15 protein-coding genes and 5 pseudogenes are annotated in these 19,900 nt (G+C 64.1%); 13 read left to right on the top strand and 7 right to left on the bottom strand.

The window, feature by feature from the left end; all coding sequences use genetic code 11:
• Positions 1-59: 59 nt before the first annotated feature.
• From PQV96_RS17480 to PQV96_RS17470, 3 genes are read right to left on the bottom strand one after another with little or no spacing between them, the layout of a single operon-like run.
• Positions 60-1,088, bottom strand: coding sequence for a DctP family TRAP transporter solute-binding subunit (locus PQV96_RS17480; RefSeq protein ID WP_207373125.1), 1,029 nt, complete (start codon positions 1,086-1,088; stop codon positions 60-62).
• Between the two features lie 27 nt (positions 1,089-1,115).
• Complete coding sequence (locus PQV96_RS17475) at positions 1,116-2,414, bottom strand: TRAP transporter large permease (RefSeq protein WP_207373124.1); 1,299 nt, start codon at positions 2,412-2,414, stop codon at positions 1,116-1,118.
• Positions 2,411-2,947 carry a TRAP transporter small permease gene (locus tag PQV96_RS17470; RefSeq protein WP_207373123.1) on the bottom strand — a complete coding sequence of 179 codons (537 nt, stop codon included), beginning with the start codon at positions 2,945-2,947 and terminating at the stop codon, positions 2,411-2,413. Before PQV96_RS17470 ends, PQV96_RS17475 begins: the two co-directional genes overlap by 4 nt.
• Positions 2,948-3,337: 390 nt before the next feature.
• On the opposite strand from PQV96_RS17470, the gene PQV96_RS17465 reads away from it, so the two are divergent.
• From PQV96_RS17465 to PQV96_RS17440, 6 genes are all read left to right on the top strand, one after another.
• Entirely contained in the window at positions 3,338-4,276 is a 939-nt protein-coding gene (locus PQV96_RS17465) for a LysR family transcriptional regulator (protein ID WP_207373122.1), read from the top strand.
• A gap of 206 nt (positions 4,277-4,482) precedes the next feature.
• A complete protein-coding gene (locus tag PQV96_RS17460) occupies positions 4,483-5,370 on the top strand; it encodes an amino acid ABC transporter substrate-binding protein (RefSeq protein WP_273623722.1) in 888 nt (295 codons plus the stop codon).
• Between the two features lie 108 nt (positions 5,371-5,478).
• Positions 5,479-6,378 (top strand): amino acid ABC transporter substrate-binding protein, encoded by a 900-nt coding sequence (locus PQV96_RS17455; RefSeq protein ID WP_066695037.1) that lies wholly within the window; start codon positions 5,479-5,481, stop codon positions 6,376-6,378.
• A gap of 108 nt (positions 6,379-6,486) precedes the next feature.
• Positions 6,487-7,245, top strand: a complete 759-nt coding sequence (locus PQV96_RS17450) for an amino acid ABC transporter permease (protein ID WP_066696305.1) — start codon at positions 6,487-6,489, stop codon at positions 7,243-7,245.
• Positions 7,246-7,247: 2 nt separating this feature from the next.
• Positions 7,248-7,913 (top strand): amino acid ABC transporter permease, encoded by a 666-nt coding sequence (locus tag PQV96_RS17445; protein WP_044395812.1) that lies wholly within the window; start codon positions 7,248-7,250, stop codon positions 7,911-7,913.
• Between the two features lie 23 nt (positions 7,914-7,936).
• Positions 7,937-8,674 (top strand): amino acid ABC transporter ATP-binding protein, encoded by a 738-nt coding sequence (locus tag PQV96_RS17440; RefSeq protein WP_067513213.1) that lies wholly within the window; start codon positions 7,937-7,939, stop codon positions 8,672-8,674.
• 96 nt (positions 8,675-8,770) lie between these two features.
• Here the strand turns inward: PQV96_RS17440 and PQV96_RS17435 are convergent.
• Positions 8,771-9,325 (bottom strand): annotated as a pseudogene (locus PQV96_RS17435) (MurR/RpiR family transcriptional regulator); the annotation flags it as partial.
• Between PQV96_RS17435 and PQV96_RS17430 the strand changes: the two are divergent.
• The 7 genes and pseudogenes from PQV96_RS17430 to PQV96_RS17400 form a co-directional block, all read left to right on the top strand.
• Positions 9,306-9,806, top strand: a pseudogene (locus PQV96_RS17430) (peptidase dimerization domain-containing protein); the annotation flags it as partial. The pseudogenes PQV96_RS17435 and PQV96_RS17430 sit on opposite strands and share 20 nt — an antisense overlap.
• A 70-nt stretch (positions 9,807-9,876) precedes the next feature.
• Positions 9,877-10,502 (top strand): annotated as a pseudogene (locus PQV96_RS17425) (Bug family tripartite tricarboxylate transporter substrate binding protein); the annotation flags it as partial.
• Positions 10,503-10,773: 271 nt separating this feature from the next.
• Positions 10,774-11,130: pseudogene (locus tag PQV96_RS17420) on the top strand (Bug family tripartite tricarboxylate transporter substrate binding protein); the annotation flags it as partial.
• Positions 11,131-11,270: 140 nt separating this feature from the next.
• Positions 11,271-12,311 (top strand): dihydroorotase, encoded by a 1,041-nt coding sequence (gene pyrC / locus PQV96_RS17415; RefSeq protein ID WP_207373118.1) that lies wholly within the window; start codon positions 11,271-11,273, stop codon positions 12,309-12,311.
• Entirely contained in the window at positions 12,296-13,033 is a 738-nt protein-coding gene (locus PQV96_RS17410) for a DUF3025 domain-containing protein (RefSeq protein WP_273623721.1), read from the top strand. The genes pyrC and PQV96_RS17410 overlap by 16 nt, the downstream gene beginning before the upstream one ends.
• A gap of 217 nt (positions 13,034-13,250) precedes the next feature.
• Entirely contained in the window at positions 13,251-14,129 is an 879-nt protein-coding gene (gene htpX, locus PQV96_RS17405) for a protease HtpX (RefSeq protein WP_207373117.1), read from the top strand.
• A gap of 181 nt (positions 14,130-14,310) precedes the next feature.
• Positions 14,311-15,893 (top strand): annotated as a pseudogene (locus tag PQV96_RS17400) (methyl-accepting chemotaxis protein); the annotation flags it as partial.
• 24 nt (positions 15,894-15,917) lie between these two features.
• On the opposite strand, the gene PQV96_RS17395 reads toward PQV96_RS17400, so the two are convergent.
• The 3 genes from PQV96_RS17395 to PQV96_RS17385 form a co-directional block, all read right to left on the bottom strand.
• Positions 15,918-17,432 (bottom strand): DASS family sodium-coupled anion symporter, encoded by a 1,515-nt coding sequence (locus PQV96_RS17395; protein WP_273623720.1) that lies wholly within the window; start codon positions 17,430-17,432, stop codon positions 15,918-15,920.
• A 192-nt stretch (positions 17,433-17,624) separates the two neighbouring features.
• Complete coding sequence (locus PQV96_RS17390) at positions 17,625-18,173, bottom strand: VUT family protein (RefSeq protein ID WP_273623719.1); 549 nt, start codon at positions 18,171-18,173, stop codon at positions 17,625-17,627.
• A complete protein-coding gene (locus PQV96_RS17385) occupies positions 18,170-19,894 on the bottom strand; it encodes an NAD(P)/FAD-dependent oxidoreductase (RefSeq protein WP_273623718.1) in 1,725 nt (574 codons plus the stop codon). The genes PQV96_RS17390 and PQV96_RS17385 overlap by 4 nt, the downstream gene beginning before the upstream one ends.
• Positions 19,895-19,900: the final 6 nt, after the last annotated feature.

Below are 19,900 nucleotides of genomic sequence, written 5' to 3'. Positions count from 1 at the left end.
AAAAGCTTCTAGCGCTTGCTGTACAAGCGCTAGAAGCTATGGTTTTAGGAGCGTTACGCTTACTTGCGTGCGGCAATTGCCTTTTCAGCGGCGGTCACCAGGTCGGCGCCGATCTGGTTCTTCCACTTGTCGTACACGGGCCGGGTGGCCTTGACGAAGGCTTCGCGCTCGGCGGCCGACAGCTGGGTCACCGTTACGCCGTTGGCGGCAATTTCCTTGAGCAGGGGCTTGTCGGCCTCGACCATGCCTTTGCGGGCGATGGCGATTTCTTCCTTGCCTGCGTCAATGGCGGCCTGCTTCACGATCTCGCGGTCGGCGGGTGTCCAGCTGTTCCAGATGTCTTTGTTCACCACAAAGATCAGCGGGTCGTTCACGTAGCCCCACATGGTGATGTGCTTCTGGGCCACGGTGTGCAGCTTGGCGGCCTGGTACACGGCGATGGGGTTCTCCTGGCCGTCCACCGCGCCGCTGGCGAATGCGGGCTGGGCATCGGCCCAGCTCATCTGTGTGGGATTGGCGCCCAGGGCGGTGAAGGTGTCCAGGAACAGGGGCGAGCCCACCACGCGGATCTTCAGGCCCTTGAGGTCGGCGGGCGACTTGATCGCGACCTTGGAGTTGGAGATTTCGCGGTAGCCGTTTTCGCCCCAGGCCAGGGGCACCACGCCCGCCTTGTCCAGCGTCGCGAAGATTTGCTTGCCCACGTCGCCTTGCGTCACCGCGTCCACGGCTGCGTAGTCGGGGAACAGGAAGGGCAGCGAGAACAGGTTGAGTTGCTTGACCTGGGGCGACCAGTTGATGGTGGAGCCCACGGCCATGTCGATCACGCCTTGGCGCAGCGCGCTGAATTCACGCGTCTGGTCGCCTTGGATCAGCGATACGCCAGGGTACAGCTTGATGTTGATGCGGCCATTGGTGCGCTCGCGCACTTTGTTGGCCCACAGCTCGCCGCCCTTGCCCCAGGGGAAGGCGGTGCCCAGCACCAGCGACATGCGGTATTCGCTCTTGTACGCGGTTTGCGCCAGGGCGGCAGGGGTGGTGAAGGCCAGGGCGGCAGCCACGGCAGAGGTCAGGAAGGTACGCAGTTTCATCGGGTCAGTCTCCTTGTTAGAAATCAATCAATAGCCCATTTTGGCGGGCAGCCACAGGGCGAGTTGGGGGAAAGCGATCACGGCCACCATCACCAGGAACATGGCCAGCAGCATCCAGCCGACCCAGCGCACGGTGGACTCCATGCGCACACCGGCGATGCGGCACGACACCATCAGGTTCACGGCCAGCGGCGGGGTGAACTGGCCCAGCGCCACCTTGAGGGTGAGGATGACGCCGAACCAGACAGGGTCCCAGTGGTAGTGCTGCATGATGGGCAAGAGCAGCGGCACAAAGATCAGGAAGATCGAGATGCCGTCGAGGAACATGCCCACGGTGATGAGCAGCACGATGAGCAGCGCCAGCACGCCGTATTCGCCCAGGCCCGAGTTCACGATGGCCTTGGCCACGGGGTCGATCACGCCGAGGGTAGACAGCGAATAGGCAAAGATGCCCGCCAGCGACACGACGATGAGGATCACCGCCGACAGCTCGCCCGACTCGCGCAGGATGGGGAACAGGTCGCGCACCTTGATCGTGCGGTGTATCACCATGCCCACGAACAGGCCGTAGAACACGGCCACCACGGCAGCTTCCGTCGGTGTGAACCAGCCAGCGCGCATGCCGCCCAGAATCAGCACCGGTGCAGCCAGGCCCCAGGTGGCTTCGCGCAGGCTCTTCCAGAACGGTGGGCGGGGCATGGTGGCCTCAAGCGCGCCCATCTTGTGTTTGCGGGCCATCCACACGGCGGGCACGATCAGCGCAATGCCGGCCAGCACGCCGGGCACCATGCCGGCTGCGAACAGCGCGGGCACCGAGGCGCCGGGCACCAGCACCGAGTAGATGATGAACGCCACCGAGGGCGGGATCAGGATGTCGGTAGCCGCTGCTGCGCCCACCACGCTGGCCGAGAACGAGGGCGGGTAGCCCGCGCGCGACATGGCCGCAATCATCACGCCACCCACGGCGGCCGCATTGGCGGGGCCGGAGCCCGAGATGCCGCCCAGGAACATGGCCACGGCAATGGCGACCAGTGGCAGCATGCCGGGGCCACGGCCGACCATCGCCACGGCGAAGTTGACGAGCCTCAGTGCCACGCCCGAACGGTCAAAAATCGAGCCCACCAGCACGAACATGGGAATGGCCAGCAGCGGGTATTTGCCCAGGCCCGCGTAGAAGTTCTGCGGCACGGCCAGCAGGCCAAACCACTGGCTGTCGGCATTGGCCAGCGCAATGGCGGCGGCACCCGCCAGGCCCAGCGCAGCGCCAATGGGCACGCCCACGAACATCAGGCCCAGAAAGGCCACAAAGAGCAGCGTGGCGATCATGCTTGGGGCTCCTGTGGGCGGGCGGCTTCCGAATCATCGACCTTGCTGCGGCTGCGGCGGATGAACAGGCCCACGGCACGCAGCGTGATGAGGGCCGAGAACACGGGCAGCCAGATCGAATACCACCACTGCGGCACGCCAATGCCGGGCGAGGTTTCGCCAAAACGGTAGTCGTCCCACACCACGCGTACGCTGAGCACGGCAATCACGCCAAACAGCACAGCCACGGTGGCCGCGCCCAGCATGGACAGGCGCTTGCTGCGCAGGGCCGAGCCGCCCTCGGCAAAGTACTCGATGCGGATGTGCTGGTCGCGTGCGACGGCGGCAGAGCCTGCAATGAGTGCCAGGGCAATCATCAGGAAGACGGAGATTTCTTCCGTCCAGGCGAACGACGAATTGGTGAAGTAGCGCACCAGCACATTGGCAAAGGTGATGAGCGCCAGGGCCGCCATGACGATGACGGTGAGCCAGTCTTCAAACTGCAGTGAGCGGGGCTCCTGCTCGGACGGGCTGGGGGGAGGGGTGGAGGACATGGAGAGCGGGTGCGGAAAAACGGAACAGGTTTCAGAACCTGTTCAGAGTCTCTTTGCTGGCTTCAACGCAACCCTGTGGGCGAGTGCCTCGCCGCCCGATCTGCTGCGGGCCATGCTGGGTGAGCAACAGCGCCGGCAAGCGTACGGGGCGATGGAGCGCATTCCAGGCCTTGCCCTCATCGCGGCAAGCCATGTCAGCAGCACCAAAAAGACTTTGAACAGGTTCTCAATGTCGATGCCCCGAGGATGTTGTGCAACCCAAGGCAGGACGTGGGCGCGTGGTTGAAGCCCCCGTTACATTATGCGACGCTTGAAGCGCCACCCATTCCGCAGGGCCTGTCGGCCGGGTTGCGTGCGCAAGGTTCCAGTCAGGCGCGGATAATGTTGCCGATGGAAACCAAGTGGTTAGAAGATTTCGTCAGCCTTGCGGAGACCCGCAGCTTCAGCCGTTCAGCCCAGCTGCGGCATGTGACACAGCCCGCGTTCTCGCGGCGCATCCAGGCCCTGGAAGCCTGGGCGGGCACTGATCTGGTGGACCGCAGTTCGTACCCCACGCGTCTCACGCCCGCGGGCAAGACGCTGTACGACCAGGCGCTGGAAATGCTGCAGGCACTGCAAAACACGCGCGCCATGCTGCGCGGACACACCAGCGCCGGCAAGGACATGATCGAGTTTGCCGTGCCGCACACACTGGCGTTCACGTTCTTCCCGGCCTGGGTGTCGAGCCTGCACGAAAAGTTCGGGCCCTTCAAAAGCCGCCTGATTGCGCTGAATGTGCACGACGCCGTGATGCGGCTGGTGGAAGGTGGCTGCGATCTGCTCATTGCCTACCACCACTCATCCCAGCCCTTTCAGCTGGATGCCAACCGCTACGAAATGGTCAGCCTGGGGCAGGAAGTGCTGTCGCCCTACAGCAAGCCCGACGCCGATGGCGACCCGCTGTTCCGCCTGCCGGGCCGCGCCGGGCAGCCACTGCCCTACCTGGGCTATGCGCCGGGGGCCTACCTGGGGCGGGTGACGGAGCTGATCCTGAAAGAGTCCCACACGCCCATCCATCTGGAGCGGGTGTACGAAACCGACATGGCCGAAGGCCTGAAAGCCATGGCGCTCGAAGGGCATGGCGTGGCCTTTCTGCCCCACAGTGCGGTGAAAAAGGAACTGCGTTCCAAGCGCCTGGTAAGTGCTGCACCCGCCGATACCGAAGGCTTGCAGATGACCATGGATGTGCGCGCCTACCGTGAAAAGCCTGCGGGCAAGGAGTCTGCCAAAGGCACGGCCCAAGCCCTCTGGGCCTACCTGCAAACGCAGTCTGGCCCATGCCTAGGGTAAATACGGGTATAAAAGTTTTGCATAACAGGGCGCGCAATCAGCATTGGTGTTTCACCAAACTGAAACGTACAGTCGCGCCTTGATCTGAAAGTCTGCAGTAAGTTTTTAGTTGGCCCGCGCGGGTGAATTGCACTTGCTGGCCGCCACCGGCGGGCAATGGCGCAAAGTTTGCAAGGTGCTTTCTGGGTCACGCAGGGAAACTTTGTATGACTAAACAATATTGGGGATTTGCATGGTGCCTTGCGGCCCTGTGCTGTGTGCCTGCCGCAACGGCCGCCACGGTGCTGGAGCGCATCAGCGCCGGGGGCAAGCTGGTGATTGCACACCGCGAATCTGCCGTGCCGTTTTCGTACGTGGCTTCGGGCAAGCCCGTGGGCTATGCGGTAGACCTGTGCCTGCGCCTGGCCGAAGTGGTGCGCAAGAAGACGGGCGCCAAGGACATGGCGGTGGAGTTCGTCATGGTCTCACCCGCCAACCGCATCGAAATGATCGAGCAGGGCAAGGCTGATCTGGAATGCGGATCCACCACCAACAATGCCGAGCGCCGCCAGAAGGTGGCTTTCACGGTGCCCCACTTCATCACGGGCGCACGCTTGTTGACCAAGGCCTCCAGCTCCATTGATCGCCTCGAAGACTTGCAGGGCAAAATCCTCGCTTCGACGCAAGGCACCACGCCCCTCAAGGCGGTGACGCAAGCCAATCGCGAGCGCCTGATGGGTATCAAGATCGTGGAGGCGCCAGACCATGCCCGTGGCGTGGAAATGGTCGAGAAGGGTGAGGCCGATGCGTTTTTGATGGACGATGTGCTCCTGTACGGTCTGGCAGCTGCTCGCCCAGACCCGAAAGCACTCAAGGTGGTGGGCCGATTCGTCACCACCGAGCCCTTGGCCATCATGCTGCCCAAGAACGACCCCGAATTTAAAAAGCTGGTGGACGAAGAAATGAAGCGTCTGATCACCAGCCGCGAGATCTATCCGATTTACGATAAGTGGTTTGCCCAACCTATCCCACCCCACAACAAGCCGTTGAACATACCGGTCAGCTATTTACTCAGGGACTTCTGGAAATACCCTACCGACCAGGTTCCGTTCTGAATAAGATGACCGCCCACGGCTTATTGCTGGAAGCACTTGCCTCGCCGGCACGATTGGCATGCAAGCGCGCTTCCGATTCTCTCTGTCCTATCCACTAAGGAGACCTCTATGAAAAAGCATTTGTTGGCTATTGCCGTCACCGCCTTGGCTGCTGGCAGCGTGTTTGCTCAGGCGAACGACACGCTGGCCAAAATCAAGGCCTCCGGTAGCGTAACCCTCGGAGTGCGTGAGTCCTCCGGCTTGTCCTACACCCTGGGCAACGGCAAGTACGTGGGCTTCCACACCGAGATGGCTGAAGTCATCCTTGCCGATATCCAGAAGCAACTGGGCTTGCCCAAGCTGGACATCAAGTACCAGCCCGTCACCTCGCAAAACCGCGTGCCCCTGGTGACCAACGGCACGGTGGACCTGGAGTGCGGCTCCACCACCAACAACGCCGCCCGCCAGAAGGACGTGGCGTTTGCCGTGACCACCTATGTGGAAGAAGTGCGCATTGCCACCAAGGCCAACTCGAGCATCAATTCCATCAAGGACCTGAACGGCAAGACCGTGGCCACCACCACCGGCACGACCTCGGTGCAGACCCTGCGCAAGCACGAACGTGCTGGCGGCATCGACTTCAAGGAAGTGTTCGGCAAGGACCACGCTGACAGCTTCCTGATGCTGGAAACCGGCCGTGCCGACGCATTCGTGATGGATGGCTCCATCCTGGCCGCCAACATCTCCAAGTCCAAGAACCCTGCCGACTACAAGATCGTGGGCGAAGTGCTGAGCGTGGAACCCATCGCCTGCATGTTGCGCAAGGATGACCCCGCCTTCAAGAAGGCTGTGGACGACTCCATCAAGCGCCAGATCAAGGACGGCTCGCTGGCCAAGCTGTACGACAAGTGGTTCATGCAGCCCGTGCCTCCAGCCAACGTGAAGATCGGCCTGCCTTTGTCTGAAGCCACCAAGGCTGCCTGGGCCAACCCCAACGACAAGCCCATGGAAGACTACGCCAAGAAGTAATTCCTGGATCACCTGCGCCCCTTCGAACAGTGGGTTTGAAGGGGCGTTTTTTGTTGGGCTTCCAAGCGGTGGCGCCAACGCAATATCAAATAACTAAGGGGTGATCCTATGAGTTGGGATTGGCAGGTGTTCTGCCAGGACACCATTGAACGGGAAGTGGTGCAAGGCTGCTTTGGCAAAGGCGGCGACATCACTTACCTCGACTGGATGCTGTCGGCCTGGGGGTGGACGGTGTCTGTATCGCTGCTGGCTTTGTTGCTGGCGTTGGTCATTGGCTCGCTGATCGGCACGTTGCGCACGTTGCCCAACAGCCCCATCGTGACCCGGTTGGGCAACGCGTGGGTGGAGCTGTTCCGCAACATACCGTTGCTCGTGCAAATTTTCTTGTGGTACCACGTGGTGCCGACCCTGGTGCCAGCCATGAAGGGCGTGCCGGGGTTTGTGCTGGTGGTGTTTGCCTTGGGCTTTTTTACCTCGGCGCGTATTGCCGAGCAGGTGCGCTCGGGCATCCAGGCGTTGCCACGCGGCCAGCGCTATGCAGGCATGGCCATGGGGTTCACCACGTTCCAGACGTACCGCTATGTGCTGCTGCCGATGGCGTTTCGCATCATCGTGCCGCCGCTGACCAGCGAGACGATGAACATCTTCAAGAACTCGTCGGTGGCGTTTGCCGTTTCGGTGGCTGAGCTCACGATGTTTGCCATGCAGGCGCAGGAAGAAACCTCGCGCGGCATTGAGGTCTACCTGGCGGTGACCGGGCTTTATATCGTGTCGGCCTTCGCCATCAACCGCATCATGGCCTTCATTGAAAAGCGCGTGCGCATCCCCGGCATGGTGGTGGCAGGCGGAGCGGGCGGAGGTCACTGAACATGAATCTCGACTTTTCCTTCTACAACTGGGACCTGATCTCCAACTTCGTCCTGAAGGGGCTGTACTTCAGCCTGATGCTCACCCTGGTCGCCACCATTGGCGGCGTGCTGTTTGGCACGGTGCTGGCGCTGATGCGCCTGTCGGGCCGCAAATGGCTGGATGTGCCCGCCACCATTTACGTCAACGGCATGCGCAGCATTCCGCTGGTCATGGTGATTCTGTGGTTCTTCCTGCTGATGCCCGCCATCATCGGTCGCCCCATTGGTGCTGAGTTGTCGGCGGTGGTCACCTTCATCGCGTTCGAGGCCGCGTACTTCAGCGAAATCATGCGTGCGGGTATCCAGTCCATTCCGCGTGGGCAGGTGTATGCCGGGCAGGCGCTGGGCATGACCTACAGCCAGAACATGAAGCTGGTGGTGCTGCCCCAGGCCTTCCGCAACATGCTGCCTGTGCTGCTGACCCAGACCATCATCCTGTTCCAGGACACCTCGCTGGTGTACGCGATTGGCGCCTACGACATGCTCAAGGGCTTTGAAGTGGCGGGCAAGAACTTTGGCCGACCCATCGAGGCGTACCTGGCCGCTGCCGTCCTGTACTTTGTGATGTGCTACGCGCTGTCCTGGGCTGTGAAGCGCCTGCACCAGAAGATCGCCATCATCCGGTGATCCGAGAGACTGAGGAATAAAACATGATCGAACTCAAGAACGTATCCAAGTGGTATGGCCCAGTGCAGGTGCTCAACGAGTGCTCGGCCACCATCAGCAAAGGTGAAGTGGTGGTGGTGTGCGGCCCCTCGGGCTCGGGCAAGTCCACGCTCATCAAGACCATCAACGCGCTCGAACCCTTCCAGAAGGGCGAAATCACGGTAGACGGCATCAAGCTGCACGACCCCAAGACCGACCTGCCCAAGCTGCGCAGCCGCGTGGGCATGGTGTTCCAGCATTTCGAGTTGTTCCCGCACCTGTCGGTGACGGACAACCTGACGATTGCGCAGATCAAGGTGCTGGGCCGTACGGCCGATGATGCCAAGAAGCGCGGCCTGAAGATGCTGGAGCGCGTGGGCCTGATCGCCCACAAGGACAAGTTCCCAGGCCAGCTCTCGGGTGGCCAGCAGCAGCGCGTGGCCATTGCGCGCGCGCTGTCGATGGACCCCATCGTGATGCTGTTCGACGAACCCACCTCCGCGCTCGACCCTGAAATGGTGGGCGAAGTGCTGGACGTGATGGTGGGCCTGGCCAACGAAGGCATGACCATGATGTGCGTGACCCACGAAATGGGCTTTGCCCGCAAGGTGAGCAACCGCGTGATCTTCATGGACGTGGGCGGCCGCATTCTGGAAGACTGCTCGAAAGAGGAGTTCTTCAACAACCCCGACGCACGCCAGCCCCGCACCAAGGACTTTCTCAACAAGATCCTGCAGCACTGATGACTCTGCGGCGCGCTGCCGCAGTGCGTTGGTTCAAAGGCAGCCTCGGGTGCCTTTTTTCATGCCGCCTTGCGGTGAGGGCGTGGCGGGCTGGCGCTACTTCTTGTCTGCTGGTTTGCGGCGCGTACCGGCACTGCGGCAGGCGGGAGGATCCAGCAAGCGCTGTGATTCAAACTGGTCCCACAGGCTGTCGCGCCGGGCCAGCACCTGCGGCACTGCCCCGTGCCGTAGCTGGGCCACAGCAGAGACGAGCGCGTTGCACAGGAAGAACGCGGCGGTTTATGAATCGAACGGCGAGGCGTTTGAGGTATGCACTTGAAGATGGTGGTGTGCCAGCGTCGCCACGGGTGCGGCCGGGCTGTCGGTAATCGCCAGTACCTGGCCCCCCGCGTCGCGAAAGTGCTGCGCCACTTTGGCAGGGCCACTGGCGTAGCGGCGGATGCTGAAGACCAGCAGCACATCGTCGGGCTGCACCCACAGCAGTTGGTCGGTGGTGTCCATGGCGCCAGCGCCCAGTTCCTGCACGCCGGGGCGGCACATGTTCAGGTGCAGGGCCAGCCACGAGCCCACGGGTGCACTGTTGATCTGCGCCAGCACATGCACCCGGCCCTTGTCCTGCGCCAGGCACGTGGCCCTGGCCCGCAAGACGCTGGCCCTGCACGCGCTGACCGACCCTGCCACTGGCGTCACCGCCAACGTGGGTGTGGTGCACGGCGGTGTGGTGTCCAACATGGTGGCCCCCCATGCCCGGGCGGAGCTGGACCTGCGCTTCACTGCCGACACCAACCCGGAGGATCTGCTGGCCCGTGTGCGCGCCATCATCGAAGAAGAAAGCGTGCCGCGCACCCAGGGCCGCATCACCGTGGCCCGCAGCACCTTGCCCATGAAACCCACGCCCGACTACCTTCTGGCGCTGTACCAGGAGAGAGCGCGCGCGCTGGGCTTTGAAGTGCAGGGCGAGTTCACTGGCGGCGCAGCCGACAGCGGCCTCACCGCCTCGGTGGGCGTGCCCACCCTGTGCGCCACCGGGCCCGTGGGCGGCCACCCGCACACCGAGCGCGAATATTGCGAGCTGACCACCTTTGTGCCGCGCGCACAGGCCGTGGCACTGGCCGTGCTGCGGCACCCCTGAAGCCTACGGTGCAGCCGTGGAGCGCGCTCATTGAAGACTTTTTATTGATCCCGTGAGACCTTTGAGCCCTATGAAATTCTCTTCCCGCCGACTTCTCCTTTCCATCGGCCTGGGCCTGGCTGGCCTGGCTGCGCTGCCTGCCGTTGCGCAAGACAAATACCCTTCGCGCCCCATCACCATGGTGGTGCCCTTCCCACCCGGCGGCTCGGTGGACATCATGGCCCGCCAGTATTCGGAGCCTCTGTCGCGCGTGCTGGGCGTGCCCATCGTGGTGGAAAACCGTCCCGGTGCGGGTGGCTCTGTGGGTGCGCAATACGTGGCGCGTGCCAAGGCCGACGGCTACACCCTGGTGGTGTCGTCGCAAAGCAGCCATCTGGCCAACCCGCTGACCCAGCCCCAGGTGGGCTACGACCCGGTCAAGGACTTTGAAAACATCGCCATCCTGGGGCGCCTGCCCAACGCGCTGGTGGTGCACAGCAGCCTGCCGTTCAAGACCTTCAAGGAGTTCATCGACTACGCCAAGAAGAACCCCGGCAAGCTCAACTACGGCAGTGGCGGCGTGGGCAGCATGGGCCAGTTGAACGTGGAAATGCTCAAGGCCTCCACGGGCGTGTTCACCACGCACATTCCCTACCGTGGGGCACGCCGCTGATCACGGGCGTGCTGGGCAACGAGGTGCAGTTCATCCTCGACAACCCAGGGCCTGTTCACGCTATTTTTGGGGATCGCGTTGCCCGGCCTGGGGGCTGGATGCCAGGTGCCCGCGCGCGGCAAGGTAGGTACCTTGCAAGCGCGGGCAACGCCGCAGACGGCCCCTCAGGCCGGGCAACCCGAAGGGAAGGCCCTTGCCGACGCGCCACTCGTCGTTGCGCTCCTTGCGTGTGCACATGCACACGCGGCGTCACGCGCCTAGATTGACCCGTCGGCAAGAGCCTTCGCGACTCCAAAAATAGCGTGAGCAGGCCCTGTCATCATGCTGCCGCACATCCAGGCGGGCAAGGTGCGTGCACTGGCGGTAGCCAATGACCAGCGCCTGCCCCAACTGCCCGATGTACCGACCCTGGCCGAAGTGGGCTACCCCCAGCTCAACCTCACGTCCTGGATCGGCATTGCCGCACCCGCCGGTACGCCCGACGCTGCGGTGCAAACCCTGCACAAGGCCGTGCGCCAGGTGGCAGCATCGCCCGCGATGATCGCCAACCTCAAAGACCGTGGCGTCATCCCGCCCGAAGAGATGACGCCTGCCGCCTTCGAAAAGATGATGGCCGAGCGCATGGTGAAGTTTGGCGACGTGGTCAAGCGCGCTGGCATCAAGGCCGAATAACTTCAATGTCGGGCACGGGCGCGTGAATTGAAGCCAATTCAGGCTCTAGCGCCCGAATAGAAGGCGCAAGTAGCTATTAAAAATATAGCAATGCTGCAGAAGGCTGTGGCAGGGCTGGAGGCAATGGGACAATGGAGCCCATGACTGCAGCACCCCACACCCTCACCATCACCCGCCCTGACGACTGGCATCTGCATGTGCGCGACGGCGAACCCCTGCACACCGTCGTGCCCCATACGGCCGCCCAGTTTGGCCGAGCCATCATCATGCCCAACCTGCGCCCGCCGGTCACCACGGCAGAGCAGGCCCTGGCCTACAAGCAGCGCATCCTGGCCGCCGTGCCCGCAGGTGTGAGCTTTGAGCCGCTGATGACGCTGTACCTCACCGACAACCTGCCGCCCGAAGAAATCGTGCGCGCCAAGGCCGCAGGCGTGGTGGCCTGCAAGCTCTACCCCGCTGGCGCCACCACCAACAGCGATGCGGGCGTGACCGACCTGCGCAAGACCTACAAAACGCTCGAAGCCATGCAAAAGGCTGGCATGCTGCTCTTGGTACACGGCGAAGTGACCAGCAGCGACATCGACCTGTTTGACCGCGAGGCCGTGTTCATCGAGCAGCAGCTCATCCCGCTGCGCCGAGACTTCCCCGAGCTGAAGATCGTCTTCGAGCACATCACCACCAAAGACGCTGCCGACTACGTGGCCCAGGCGGATCGCTTCACCGCCGCCACCATCACCGCGCACCACCTGCTGTACAACCGCAACGCCATCTTTGTGGGCGGCGTGCGCCCTCATTACTACTGCCTGCCCGTGCTCAAGCGCGAAACGCACCGTGTGGCGCTGGTGCAGGCCGCCACCAGCGGCAGCAGCAAGTTCTTCCTGGGCACCGACAGCGCCCCGCACCCCGCGCACCTCAAGGAACACGCCACCGGCTGCGCCGGCTGCTACACCGCCCACGCGGCCATGGAGATGTACGCCGAAGCGTTTGACAACGCGGGCGCGCTCGACAAGCTCGAAGGCTTTGCCAGCTTCCACGGCCCCGACTTCTACAGCCTGCCGCGCAACACCGGCACCATCACCCTGCGCCGCGAGTCGTGGACGCCGCCCGAAAGCTTTGTGTTTGGCGAAGCCAACCTCAAGCCCCTGCGCGCGGGTGAAGCGTTGCCGTGGCGCCTGGTGTAGAGCGCATCGACTGGGCTGCACCCTGGCTGCAGCCCTGGAAGACCCGGGGAGAGCCTCTGGCGGCGGCGCTGCAAGCGCCCGGTGTGCCAGTGCATGCCGCGCTTTCAGCCGCCCCCGCGCCGGTGCGTTTTGTGCCCCAGAGCGATCTGCCCGAGGGGCAGGCCTACGAGCAATTCATCTGGGACACCCGCTGCGTGCCCACGCGCGACAACCTGCACGATTTTTTCAACGGCCTGGTGTGGCTGGAATTTCCGCAGGCCAAGCGGCGCATCAACGAACTGCAGGCCCAGGCGATTGCGCAAGACGGCGTGGGCGCGGTGCGCGGTCCGCTGCGTGACGCGCTCACGGTGTTTGATGAAAACGGGGCTCTGCTGCAAGCGCCCGCTGCGCTGTGGCAGGCCCTGCGCGCGCGGGACTGGCAGCGCCTTTTCATCGAGCTGCGCCCTTTGTGGGCCGAGGCCCGGCTGTTGCTGTTCGGCCACGCCCTGCTGGAAAAGCTGGTTTCACCACGAAAACCGATGGTGGCGCACGTCTATCAAGCGCCGGAAGCTATAAAATCCATAGCTGCTTTAGATGGCTGGCTGGCGCAGGCCATGCAGCCCCAGCCCTGGGATACCAAGCCTTTCGCACCCCTGCCGGTGCTGGGGGTGCCCGGCTGGTGGCCGGATAACGAAGCGCCGGAGTTTTACGCAGATGCCCAGGTGTTTCGCCCGCCCCGGTGAGCAGACTCGCGCCAGGGGCATATCCTGGGCAGGCGGCGTAATTCCCGCCGCGGCCTGTGTGATAAGCCCTGCAGTCAGTTTGCCCCTACCATAGCGCGATGCAATCGCGTCCATGAAGGGGCGGTGGGCCGGCAATCCTGCCATCCATGCTTGAACTGCACGGAACCAGCCCCCACATGAGCGAACAAACACTTGTTGTTGACCCCACGGAGAGAACATGAAACGGATCTTGTTATTTGTACTGACCAACCTGGCCGTCGTGCTGGTGCTTGGGGTGGTGGCCAGCCTGCTGGGTGTAAACCGCTATCTCACCGCCAACGGCCTGAACCTGGGCGCGCTGCTGGGCTTCGCGCTGGTCATGGGCTTTGGCGGCGCCATTATCTCGCTGCTCATCAGCAAGCCCATGGCCAAGTGGACCTCGGGCGTGCGCGTGATTGACGGCAGCGGCTCGCCCGACGAGCGCTGGATTGTGGACACCGTGCGCAAGTTTGCCGACAAGGCCGGCATCGGCATGCCCGAAGTCGGTATCTTTGAAGGCGACCCCAACGCGTTTGCCACAGGGGCCTTCAAGAACAACGCCCTGGTGGCCGTGTCCACAGGCCTGCTGCAAGGCATGACCCGCGAAGAAATCGAGGCCGTGATCGGCCACGAAGTGGCCCACATCGCCAACGGCGACATGGTGACCATGACGCTGATCCAGGGTGTGATGAACACCTTCGTGGTGTTCCTGTCGCGCGTCATTGGCTATGCAGTGGACAGCTTCCTGCGCAAGAACGACGAGGAAAGCTCTGGCCCCGGCATCGGTTACTACGTGACCACCATCGTGCTCGACATCGTGCTGGGCTTCCTGGCTGCGATCATCGTGGCCTGGTTCAGCCGCCAGCGCGAATTCCGCGCCGACGCCGGTGCCGCCCAACTGATGGGCCGCCGCCAGCCCATGATCAACGCCCTGGCCCGCCTGGGCGGCATGCACCCTGGCGAACTGCCCAAGAGCCTGGCCGCCATGGGCATTGTCGGTGGCATTGGCAAGCTGTTCAGCACCCACCCACCCATTGAAGAGCGCATTGCCGCCCTGCAAAACGCGCAGCAGCAATAACTGACCGGCGCAACGCCTTCTCGGCCCTCAAGGCCGCCGCAGTCTGGTACTGCGGCGGCTTTTTGTTTTTGGGGTTGCTCTCGCGCGCAGGGGTCTGGTATCGATTCGTTCAAGGGTTCGTCGCCATTTGTCGATATCACTTCGGCAGCAGCCGCACCGGTGGGGCCGCGATATTCATTTCATACTCTCGAGAGCCTCCACGTCTATCTCCCATGCACGTGTTGCAGTCCGCTTGGCCCTCGCCTTTGGGGTGGTCTGTCTCGTCATGTCCCTGTCTGCAGCGGTGGGCATCTGGCGACTGGCGGGCTTGCAAGACATTGCGGATGACCTGGGCGGTGCATCGTCCGAGCGCGCATTGCTGGCGCGTGAACTGCACGCGATCGTGGTGCTCAGCTCCGCCCGCGCGGAAACGCTGTTAGAGATCGACAACCCAGCTTACGCCGCGCGCATCGACGCCGACCGCAAAGCCACGTCGGCCCGCTCCTCTGAAGTGCGCAAGCGCCTGGACGAGCTGGCAGCAGATGCAGAGTCTCAGGCGCTGTTCGACGCTATCGACAAGGCTGGCAATGGCTTTCGCACGGTGCGGGATGACCTCGTAAAGCGCCGCAAGGCGGGCGAGGCTTTGCCGCCAGACGCCATTGCCAACCAACTGCGGCCTGCGGCCGATGCCTATGCAGCGGCGGTGAACAAGCTGGCCGAATTCCAGCGCCAGCGTGTGGCCGAGGCCCGTGAGGCCGCCGCGCGCAGCGAACGCCAAGGCATCACGCTGTTGGCGGCGGGCTCGCTGGTGGGCCTGTTGCTCAGTCTGGCCTGTGCTTGGCTGCTGTCGCGTTCCATCCTGCGGCCTCTGGCACATGCCTCCGAAGTGACCGATCGCATTGCCGAAGGTGACCTCACCTCGGCGGTGCCCGAGCCGCAAGCGGGCAGCCGGGACGAACTGCGTGCCCTGTTGGCGCGCCTGTCGGGCATGCAAGCGCGCCTGGCGGAATTGGTGGTGGGCATGCGCCAGGCCAGTACCTCGGTGGCGGGCGCCAGCAGCGAGATCGCCGCAGGCAATAGCGATCTGTCGGCGCGCACCGAACAGACGGCCTCCAACCTTGAAGAGATCGCTGCGAGCATGGAGGAACTCCTGGCCACCGTGCGGCACAGTGCTGATGCGGCTGTACAGGCCAGCACACTGGCCACGGATGCAGCAGCATTGCCCAGCGCGGCCGTGACGCTGTGGACCGTGTGGTGGGCACCATGGACGGTATCGCACTGTCGTCGCGCCGCATTGCGGACATCACCAGCGTGATTGACGGCATTGCCTTCCAGACCAACATCCTCGCTCTGAATGCGGCAGTCGAAGCCGCCCGGGCCGGTGAGCAGGGCCGGGGTTTTGCGGTGGTGGCCAGCGAGGTGCGCAGCCTGGCGCAGCGATCGGCCACGGCGGCCAAGGAGATCGGCGGGCTGATCAGCGACAGCGTGCGGCAGGTGGATGAAGGTACCCAGCTGGTTCACGCTGCGGGCGGCACCATGGGCGAGATTGTCCAATCGGTGCAGCAGGTGGCCACGATCATTGGCGAGATCAGCACTGCCGCCCGTGAACAGACCACGGGCCTGAGCCAGGTGAGCGAAGCCGTGTCGCAGCTTGACCAGATGACCCAGCAGAATGCCGCGCTGGTGGAGGAATCTTCCGCTGCCGCGCAGGGCCTGCGGGTGCAGGCGCAGCAGCTGGCAGGCTTGGTGGAGGCCTTCCGCTTGCCTGCTGGTGCCGGTGGGCAGAAGGCGCTGCGCTCACGGGGCGCTTCAGGCGCGCGTCACCATCAGCCCCAGCCAGGGCCAGTAGGTCAGCGCAAACACCACCAGCAGAACCACCGCCGCCAGCGTGATCACAATACCGGTGCGCACGAAGTCGCGCGCCTCGAAGGTGTCGGTGCCGTAGGCAATCATGTTCTGCGGTGCGTTCACCGGCAGGATGAAGCCGAAGCTCACCACGAACTGCAGGATCATCGTCATGCCCACGACGTTGATGCCGGGTGTCTGCACGGTGCTCAGCACGCTGATGACGATAGGGATCATGGTGGACGCCAGTGCGGTGGCGCTGGCGAAGCCCAGGTGGATGACGATCAGGAAGGCCGACAGCAGCATCAGAATCACGAAGGCCGACGCCATTTGCAGGCCCAGGTTGCTCACGATGAGTTGCGCCAGCCAGCCTGCGGCCTTGGTCTGCAGCAGCGCAGACCCCACGCTGATGCCCACGGCAAACAGCACCACCGTGCCCCAGGGGAAGCCCTTTTGCGACTGCTTCCAGTCCATCACGCCGATGCGCGGGAACAGCATCAGCGCTACGGCGGCGATGGTGGTGGAGGTGGTGTCAAAGTTGTGCAGCACCTTTTCGGTGGACCAGAAGCCCAGCAGCACCAGCACCACCGCCAGTAGTTTCCACTGGTTCAGCGTCATGGGGCCCAGCTCGGCCAGTTGCTGGCGAATGGTCTCCTGGCCGCCTGCAATTTCCTTCATCTCGGGCTCCATCATGCGCGTCATGATGAAGAACAGCGCCACCGTCATCAGCGCGGCAAACGGTGCCGCTGCCACAAACCATTCACCCCAGGTGATCTGGGCGCCCAGCTGCTTTTCGATGAAGCCGATGGCCACCATGTTCTGTGCGGCAGCCGTCTTGATGCCCACGTTCCAGATGCTGGCGGTTTGCGCTGTGGTGATGACCAGCAGGGCGGCAAAGCGGCTCTTGCGGTCCACCTTGAAGGCGAGCACGAAGCCCATCATGATCGGCATGAGGCAGGCCACGCGGGCCGTGGTGCTGGGCACGATGAACGACAACAGAAAGCCCACCACCATGGCGCCGATCACGATGTGGTGCGTCTTGGCCCCTACCTTGGACAGCACCGTGAGTGCAATGCGCCGGTCCAGCCCGGTAGCCGTCATGGCCGATGCGATGAAGCACGCTGCTGCCACCAGTGCCACGGCACTGTTGGCAAAGCCCGAAAGCGCCAGGTTCAGCGCCGCGCCGGTGCCCATTTCTGGCCCATCGGGCTTGGCCACGCTGGGCGCATAGGCCAGCAAAAACACCATCAGCGCAGCAATCACCACCGCGCTTGCCGAATATTCGAGCGCCTCGGTCATCCACACGATCACAGCGAACGCCAGGATGGCCAGCATCGTCTGCCCCGCCAAGGGCAAGCCCGCCGGGGTGGGCAGCGCCAGCACCAGGATCAGCGCGAGCACCGCGCCGACCAGGCCGAGCCGTTGGGAGAGACTGCCTGAAGGGGCGGCGGGGGTTGCACTGGGCGCGGTGGAAGACATGGAACAACTCCGGTTTGTGAAGGCACGGGAGCGATCCGCCGAAGGCCACTTCAGCGAGACGCGCGGAGACCCCAAGTGTTGCGCGCTGCCCGGCGCGCGGGGTGATGCAAGTCAAGAGAGGGGCGCGGTGCGGTCGCACCAGCGCTCTGCCTCCCCGCAGCCAAGTCCGCGTGAGCGTGGCACCGAAGCCCGTCAGGCGGCGCGCTGTGCCAGCTGGCGGCCGATGAACAGGCGAAACGGCAGCAGCAGCGCCACGCCCAGGGCCAGCTTCACGGCCAGGTCGCCCAGCGCCCAGGTCACCCAGGGGTCCTCGGTTCCCGCAAAGGCAATGCTCCAGAACACGGCGGTGTCCAGCACCGCGGCGAGCAGGGTGGCCACCAGCGGGGCGCGCCACCAGGTGGCATGCCGCAACCGGTCAAACACAGCAATGTCCAGCCATTGCGACAGCAAAAAGGCGGTGCCTGAGGCTGCGGCAATGCGCGCAGGCGCCAGCACCAGCGATGCCGCTACGGCTGCGGCAAAACCCACCCAGGCCACGCGCCGGGCTTGCGCTGGCCCATGGGCGCGGTTGACCAGCTCGCTCACCAGGAAGGCCACCGGGTAGGTGATGGCGCCCCAGGTCAGCCAGTCGTTGATGGGGAACTGCACCAGGATGTTGGAGGCCAGCACCACCACCGCCATGGCCAGCGCTGCGGCGGCAAACTGCGCCTTGCTGGGGCGTTGCAGGGTCGCGCCCGTCATGCGGCACCTGTGCCCAGCAGGCTGCGTGCCACGGCTTCGCCCACCTTGATACCGTCCACCCCTGCCGACAAGATGCCGCCCGCGTAGCTCGCGCCTTCGCCCGCCGGGTACAGGCCGGCGGTGTTCAGGCTTTGCAGGTTATCGCCCCGCGGTATCTTGAGTGGCGAGGACGTGCGTGTTTCCACCCCCGTCAGCACCGCGTCGTGCATGTCAAAGCCCTTGATCTTGCGGCCAAAGGCAGGGAGCGCCTCGCGCATGGCCTCGATAGCGTAGCCAGGCAGGGCGGCGTGCAGGTCACCCAGGGCCACGCCGGGCTTGTACGAGGGCTCCACCCCGCCCAGTTGGGTGGACGGCTTGCCCGCAATGAACTCGCCCACCAGCTGGCCCGGCGCGCTGTAGTCGCGCCCGCCCAGCACAAAGGCGTTGGACTCGAGCTGGCGCTGCAGCACGCTGCCCGACAGCGGGTGGAACTGCCCGGCAGGCAGCGCCTCCACGCCATAGGTCTGGCCCAGGTGGGCCTCGAACGCAGCGGGGTCGTGTGGGTAGTCGCGCGGGTCAATGCCCACCACCATGCCTGCGTTGGCGTTGCGTTCGTTGCGCGAATACTGGCTCATGCCGTTGGTCACCACCCGGTTGGGCTCGCTGGTGGCGGCCACCACGGTGCCCCCAGGGCACATGCAGAAGCTGTACACCGCGCGGCCGTTTTGCGCGTGGTGCACCAGCTTGTAGTCGGCCGCGCCCAGCAGCGGGTGGCCCGCGTGGCGGCCCCAGCGGGCGCGGTCGATGACGCTTTGCGGGTGCTCGATGCGAAAGCCGATGGAAAACGGCTTGGCTTCCATGGCCACGCCGCGCTCGTACAGCATGGCAAAGGTGTCGCGCGAGCTGTGGCCCAGCGCCATCACCACGTGGTCGGCGCGCAGCTCGGTGGTTTCGCCCGTGGCCTGGTTCAGCACCTTCAGACCGCGCAGGTGGCGCTGGCCCTGGGCGTCGTTCTCGACGATCACGTCCGTCACGCGCTGCTCGAAGCGGATTTCGCCGCCCAGCGCAATGATCTGCTCGCGCAGGTTTTCCACCACCTTCACCAGCTTGAAGGTGCCGATGTGCGGGTGGGCGACGTACAAAATTTCTTCGGGTGCGCCGGCCTTGACGAACTCGTTCATCACCTTGCGGCCCAGATGGCGCGGGTCTTTGATCTGGCTGTAGAGCTTGCCGTCCGAGAAGGTACCAGCGCCGCCCTCGCCAAACTGCACGTTGCTCTCGGGGTTGAGCGCGCGCTTGCGCCACAGGCCCCAGGTGTCTTTGGTGCGCTCGCGCACGGTCTTGCCACGCTCCAGCACGATGGGCTTGAAACCCATCTGCGCCAGCACCAGCGCGGCAAAGATGCCGCAGGGGCCGAAGCCCACCACCACCGGGCGCAGGGGCAGGTCGGCCGGCGCCTGGCCCACCGGGTGCCAGGCCATGTCGGGCGTGGGCTGGATGTGCGGGTTGCTGGCGAACCTGGCGAGCAGCGCGGCTTCACGCTCGGGCTGGGTCAGCGTGACATCGACGATGTAGACGGCCAGCAGGTCGGCCTTGCGGGCATCAAAGCTGCGCTTAAAAACGTGGATGTGCGCGATGTCGGAGGCAGGCAGGCCCAGCAGTTGCGAAACGGCAGCGCGCAGGGGCGCCTCGGGGGCCTCGGCCACCGTGAAGGGCAGCCGGATTTCAGAAAGTCGGATCATGGTTTT

This window comes from Acidovorax temperans (genome assembly GCF_028596105.1).
In the GTDB taxonomy this organism is placed as follows: Bacteria; Pseudomonadota; Gammaproteobacteria; order Burkholderiales; family Burkholderiaceae_C; genus Acidovorax; species Acidovorax temperans.
Note: the sequence above shows the minus strand (reverse complement) of the source record. Positions and strands in the feature narration are given on the sequence as shown.

Coding starts and splice junctions, on each gene's coding strand:
- PQV96_RS17480 (WP_207373125.1), bottom strand. CDS start 1,088: ATGAAACTGCGTACCTTCCTGACCTCTGCCGTGGCTGCCGCCCTGGCC.
- PQV96_RS17475 (WP_207373124.1), bottom strand. CDS start 2,414: ATGATCGCCACGCTGCTCTTTGTGGCCTTTCTGGGCCTGATGTTCGTG.
- PQV96_RS17470 (WP_207373123.1), bottom strand. CDS start 2,947: ATGTCCTCCACCCCTCCCCCCAGCCCGTCCGAGCAGGAGCCCCGCTCA.
- PQV96_RS17465 (WP_207373122.1), top strand. CDS start 3,338: ATGGAAACCAAGTGGTTAGAAGATTTCGTCAGCCTTGCGGAGACCCGC.
- PQV96_RS17460 (WP_273623722.1), top strand. CDS start 4,483: ATGACTAAACAATATTGGGGATTTGCATGGTGCCTTGCGGCCCTGTGC.
- PQV96_RS17455 (WP_066695037.1), top strand. CDS start 5,479: ATGAAAAAGCATTTGTTGGCTATTGCCGTCACCGCCTTGGCTGCTGGC.
- PQV96_RS17450 (WP_066696305.1), top strand. CDS start 6,487: ATGAGTTGGGATTGGCAGGTGTTCTGCCAGGACACCATTGAACGGGAA.
- PQV96_RS17445 (WP_044395812.1), top strand. CDS start 7,248: ATGAATCTCGACTTTTCCTTCTACAACTGGGACCTGATCTCCAACTTC.
- PQV96_RS17440 (WP_067513213.1), top strand. CDS start 7,937: ATGATCGAACTCAAGAACGTATCCAAGTGGTATGGCCCAGTGCAGGTG.
- pyrC (WP_207373118.1), top strand. CDS start 11,271: ATGACTGCAGCACCCCACACCCTCACCATCACCCGCCCTGACGACTGG.
- htpX (WP_207373117.1), top strand. CDS start 13,251: ATGAAACGGATCTTGTTATTTGTACTGACCAACCTGGCCGTCGTGCTG.
- PQV96_RS17395 (WP_273623720.1), bottom strand. CDS start 17,432: ATGTCTTCCACCGCGCCCAGTGCAACCCCCGCCGCCCCTTCAGGCAGT.
- PQV96_RS17390 (WP_273623719.1), bottom strand. CDS start 18,173: ATGACGGGCGCGACCCTGCAACGCCCCAGCAAGGCGCAGTTTGCCGCC.
- PQV96_RS17385 (WP_273623718.1), bottom strand. CDS start 19,894: ATGATCCGACTTTCTGAAATCCGGCTGCCCTTCACGGTGGCCGAGGCC.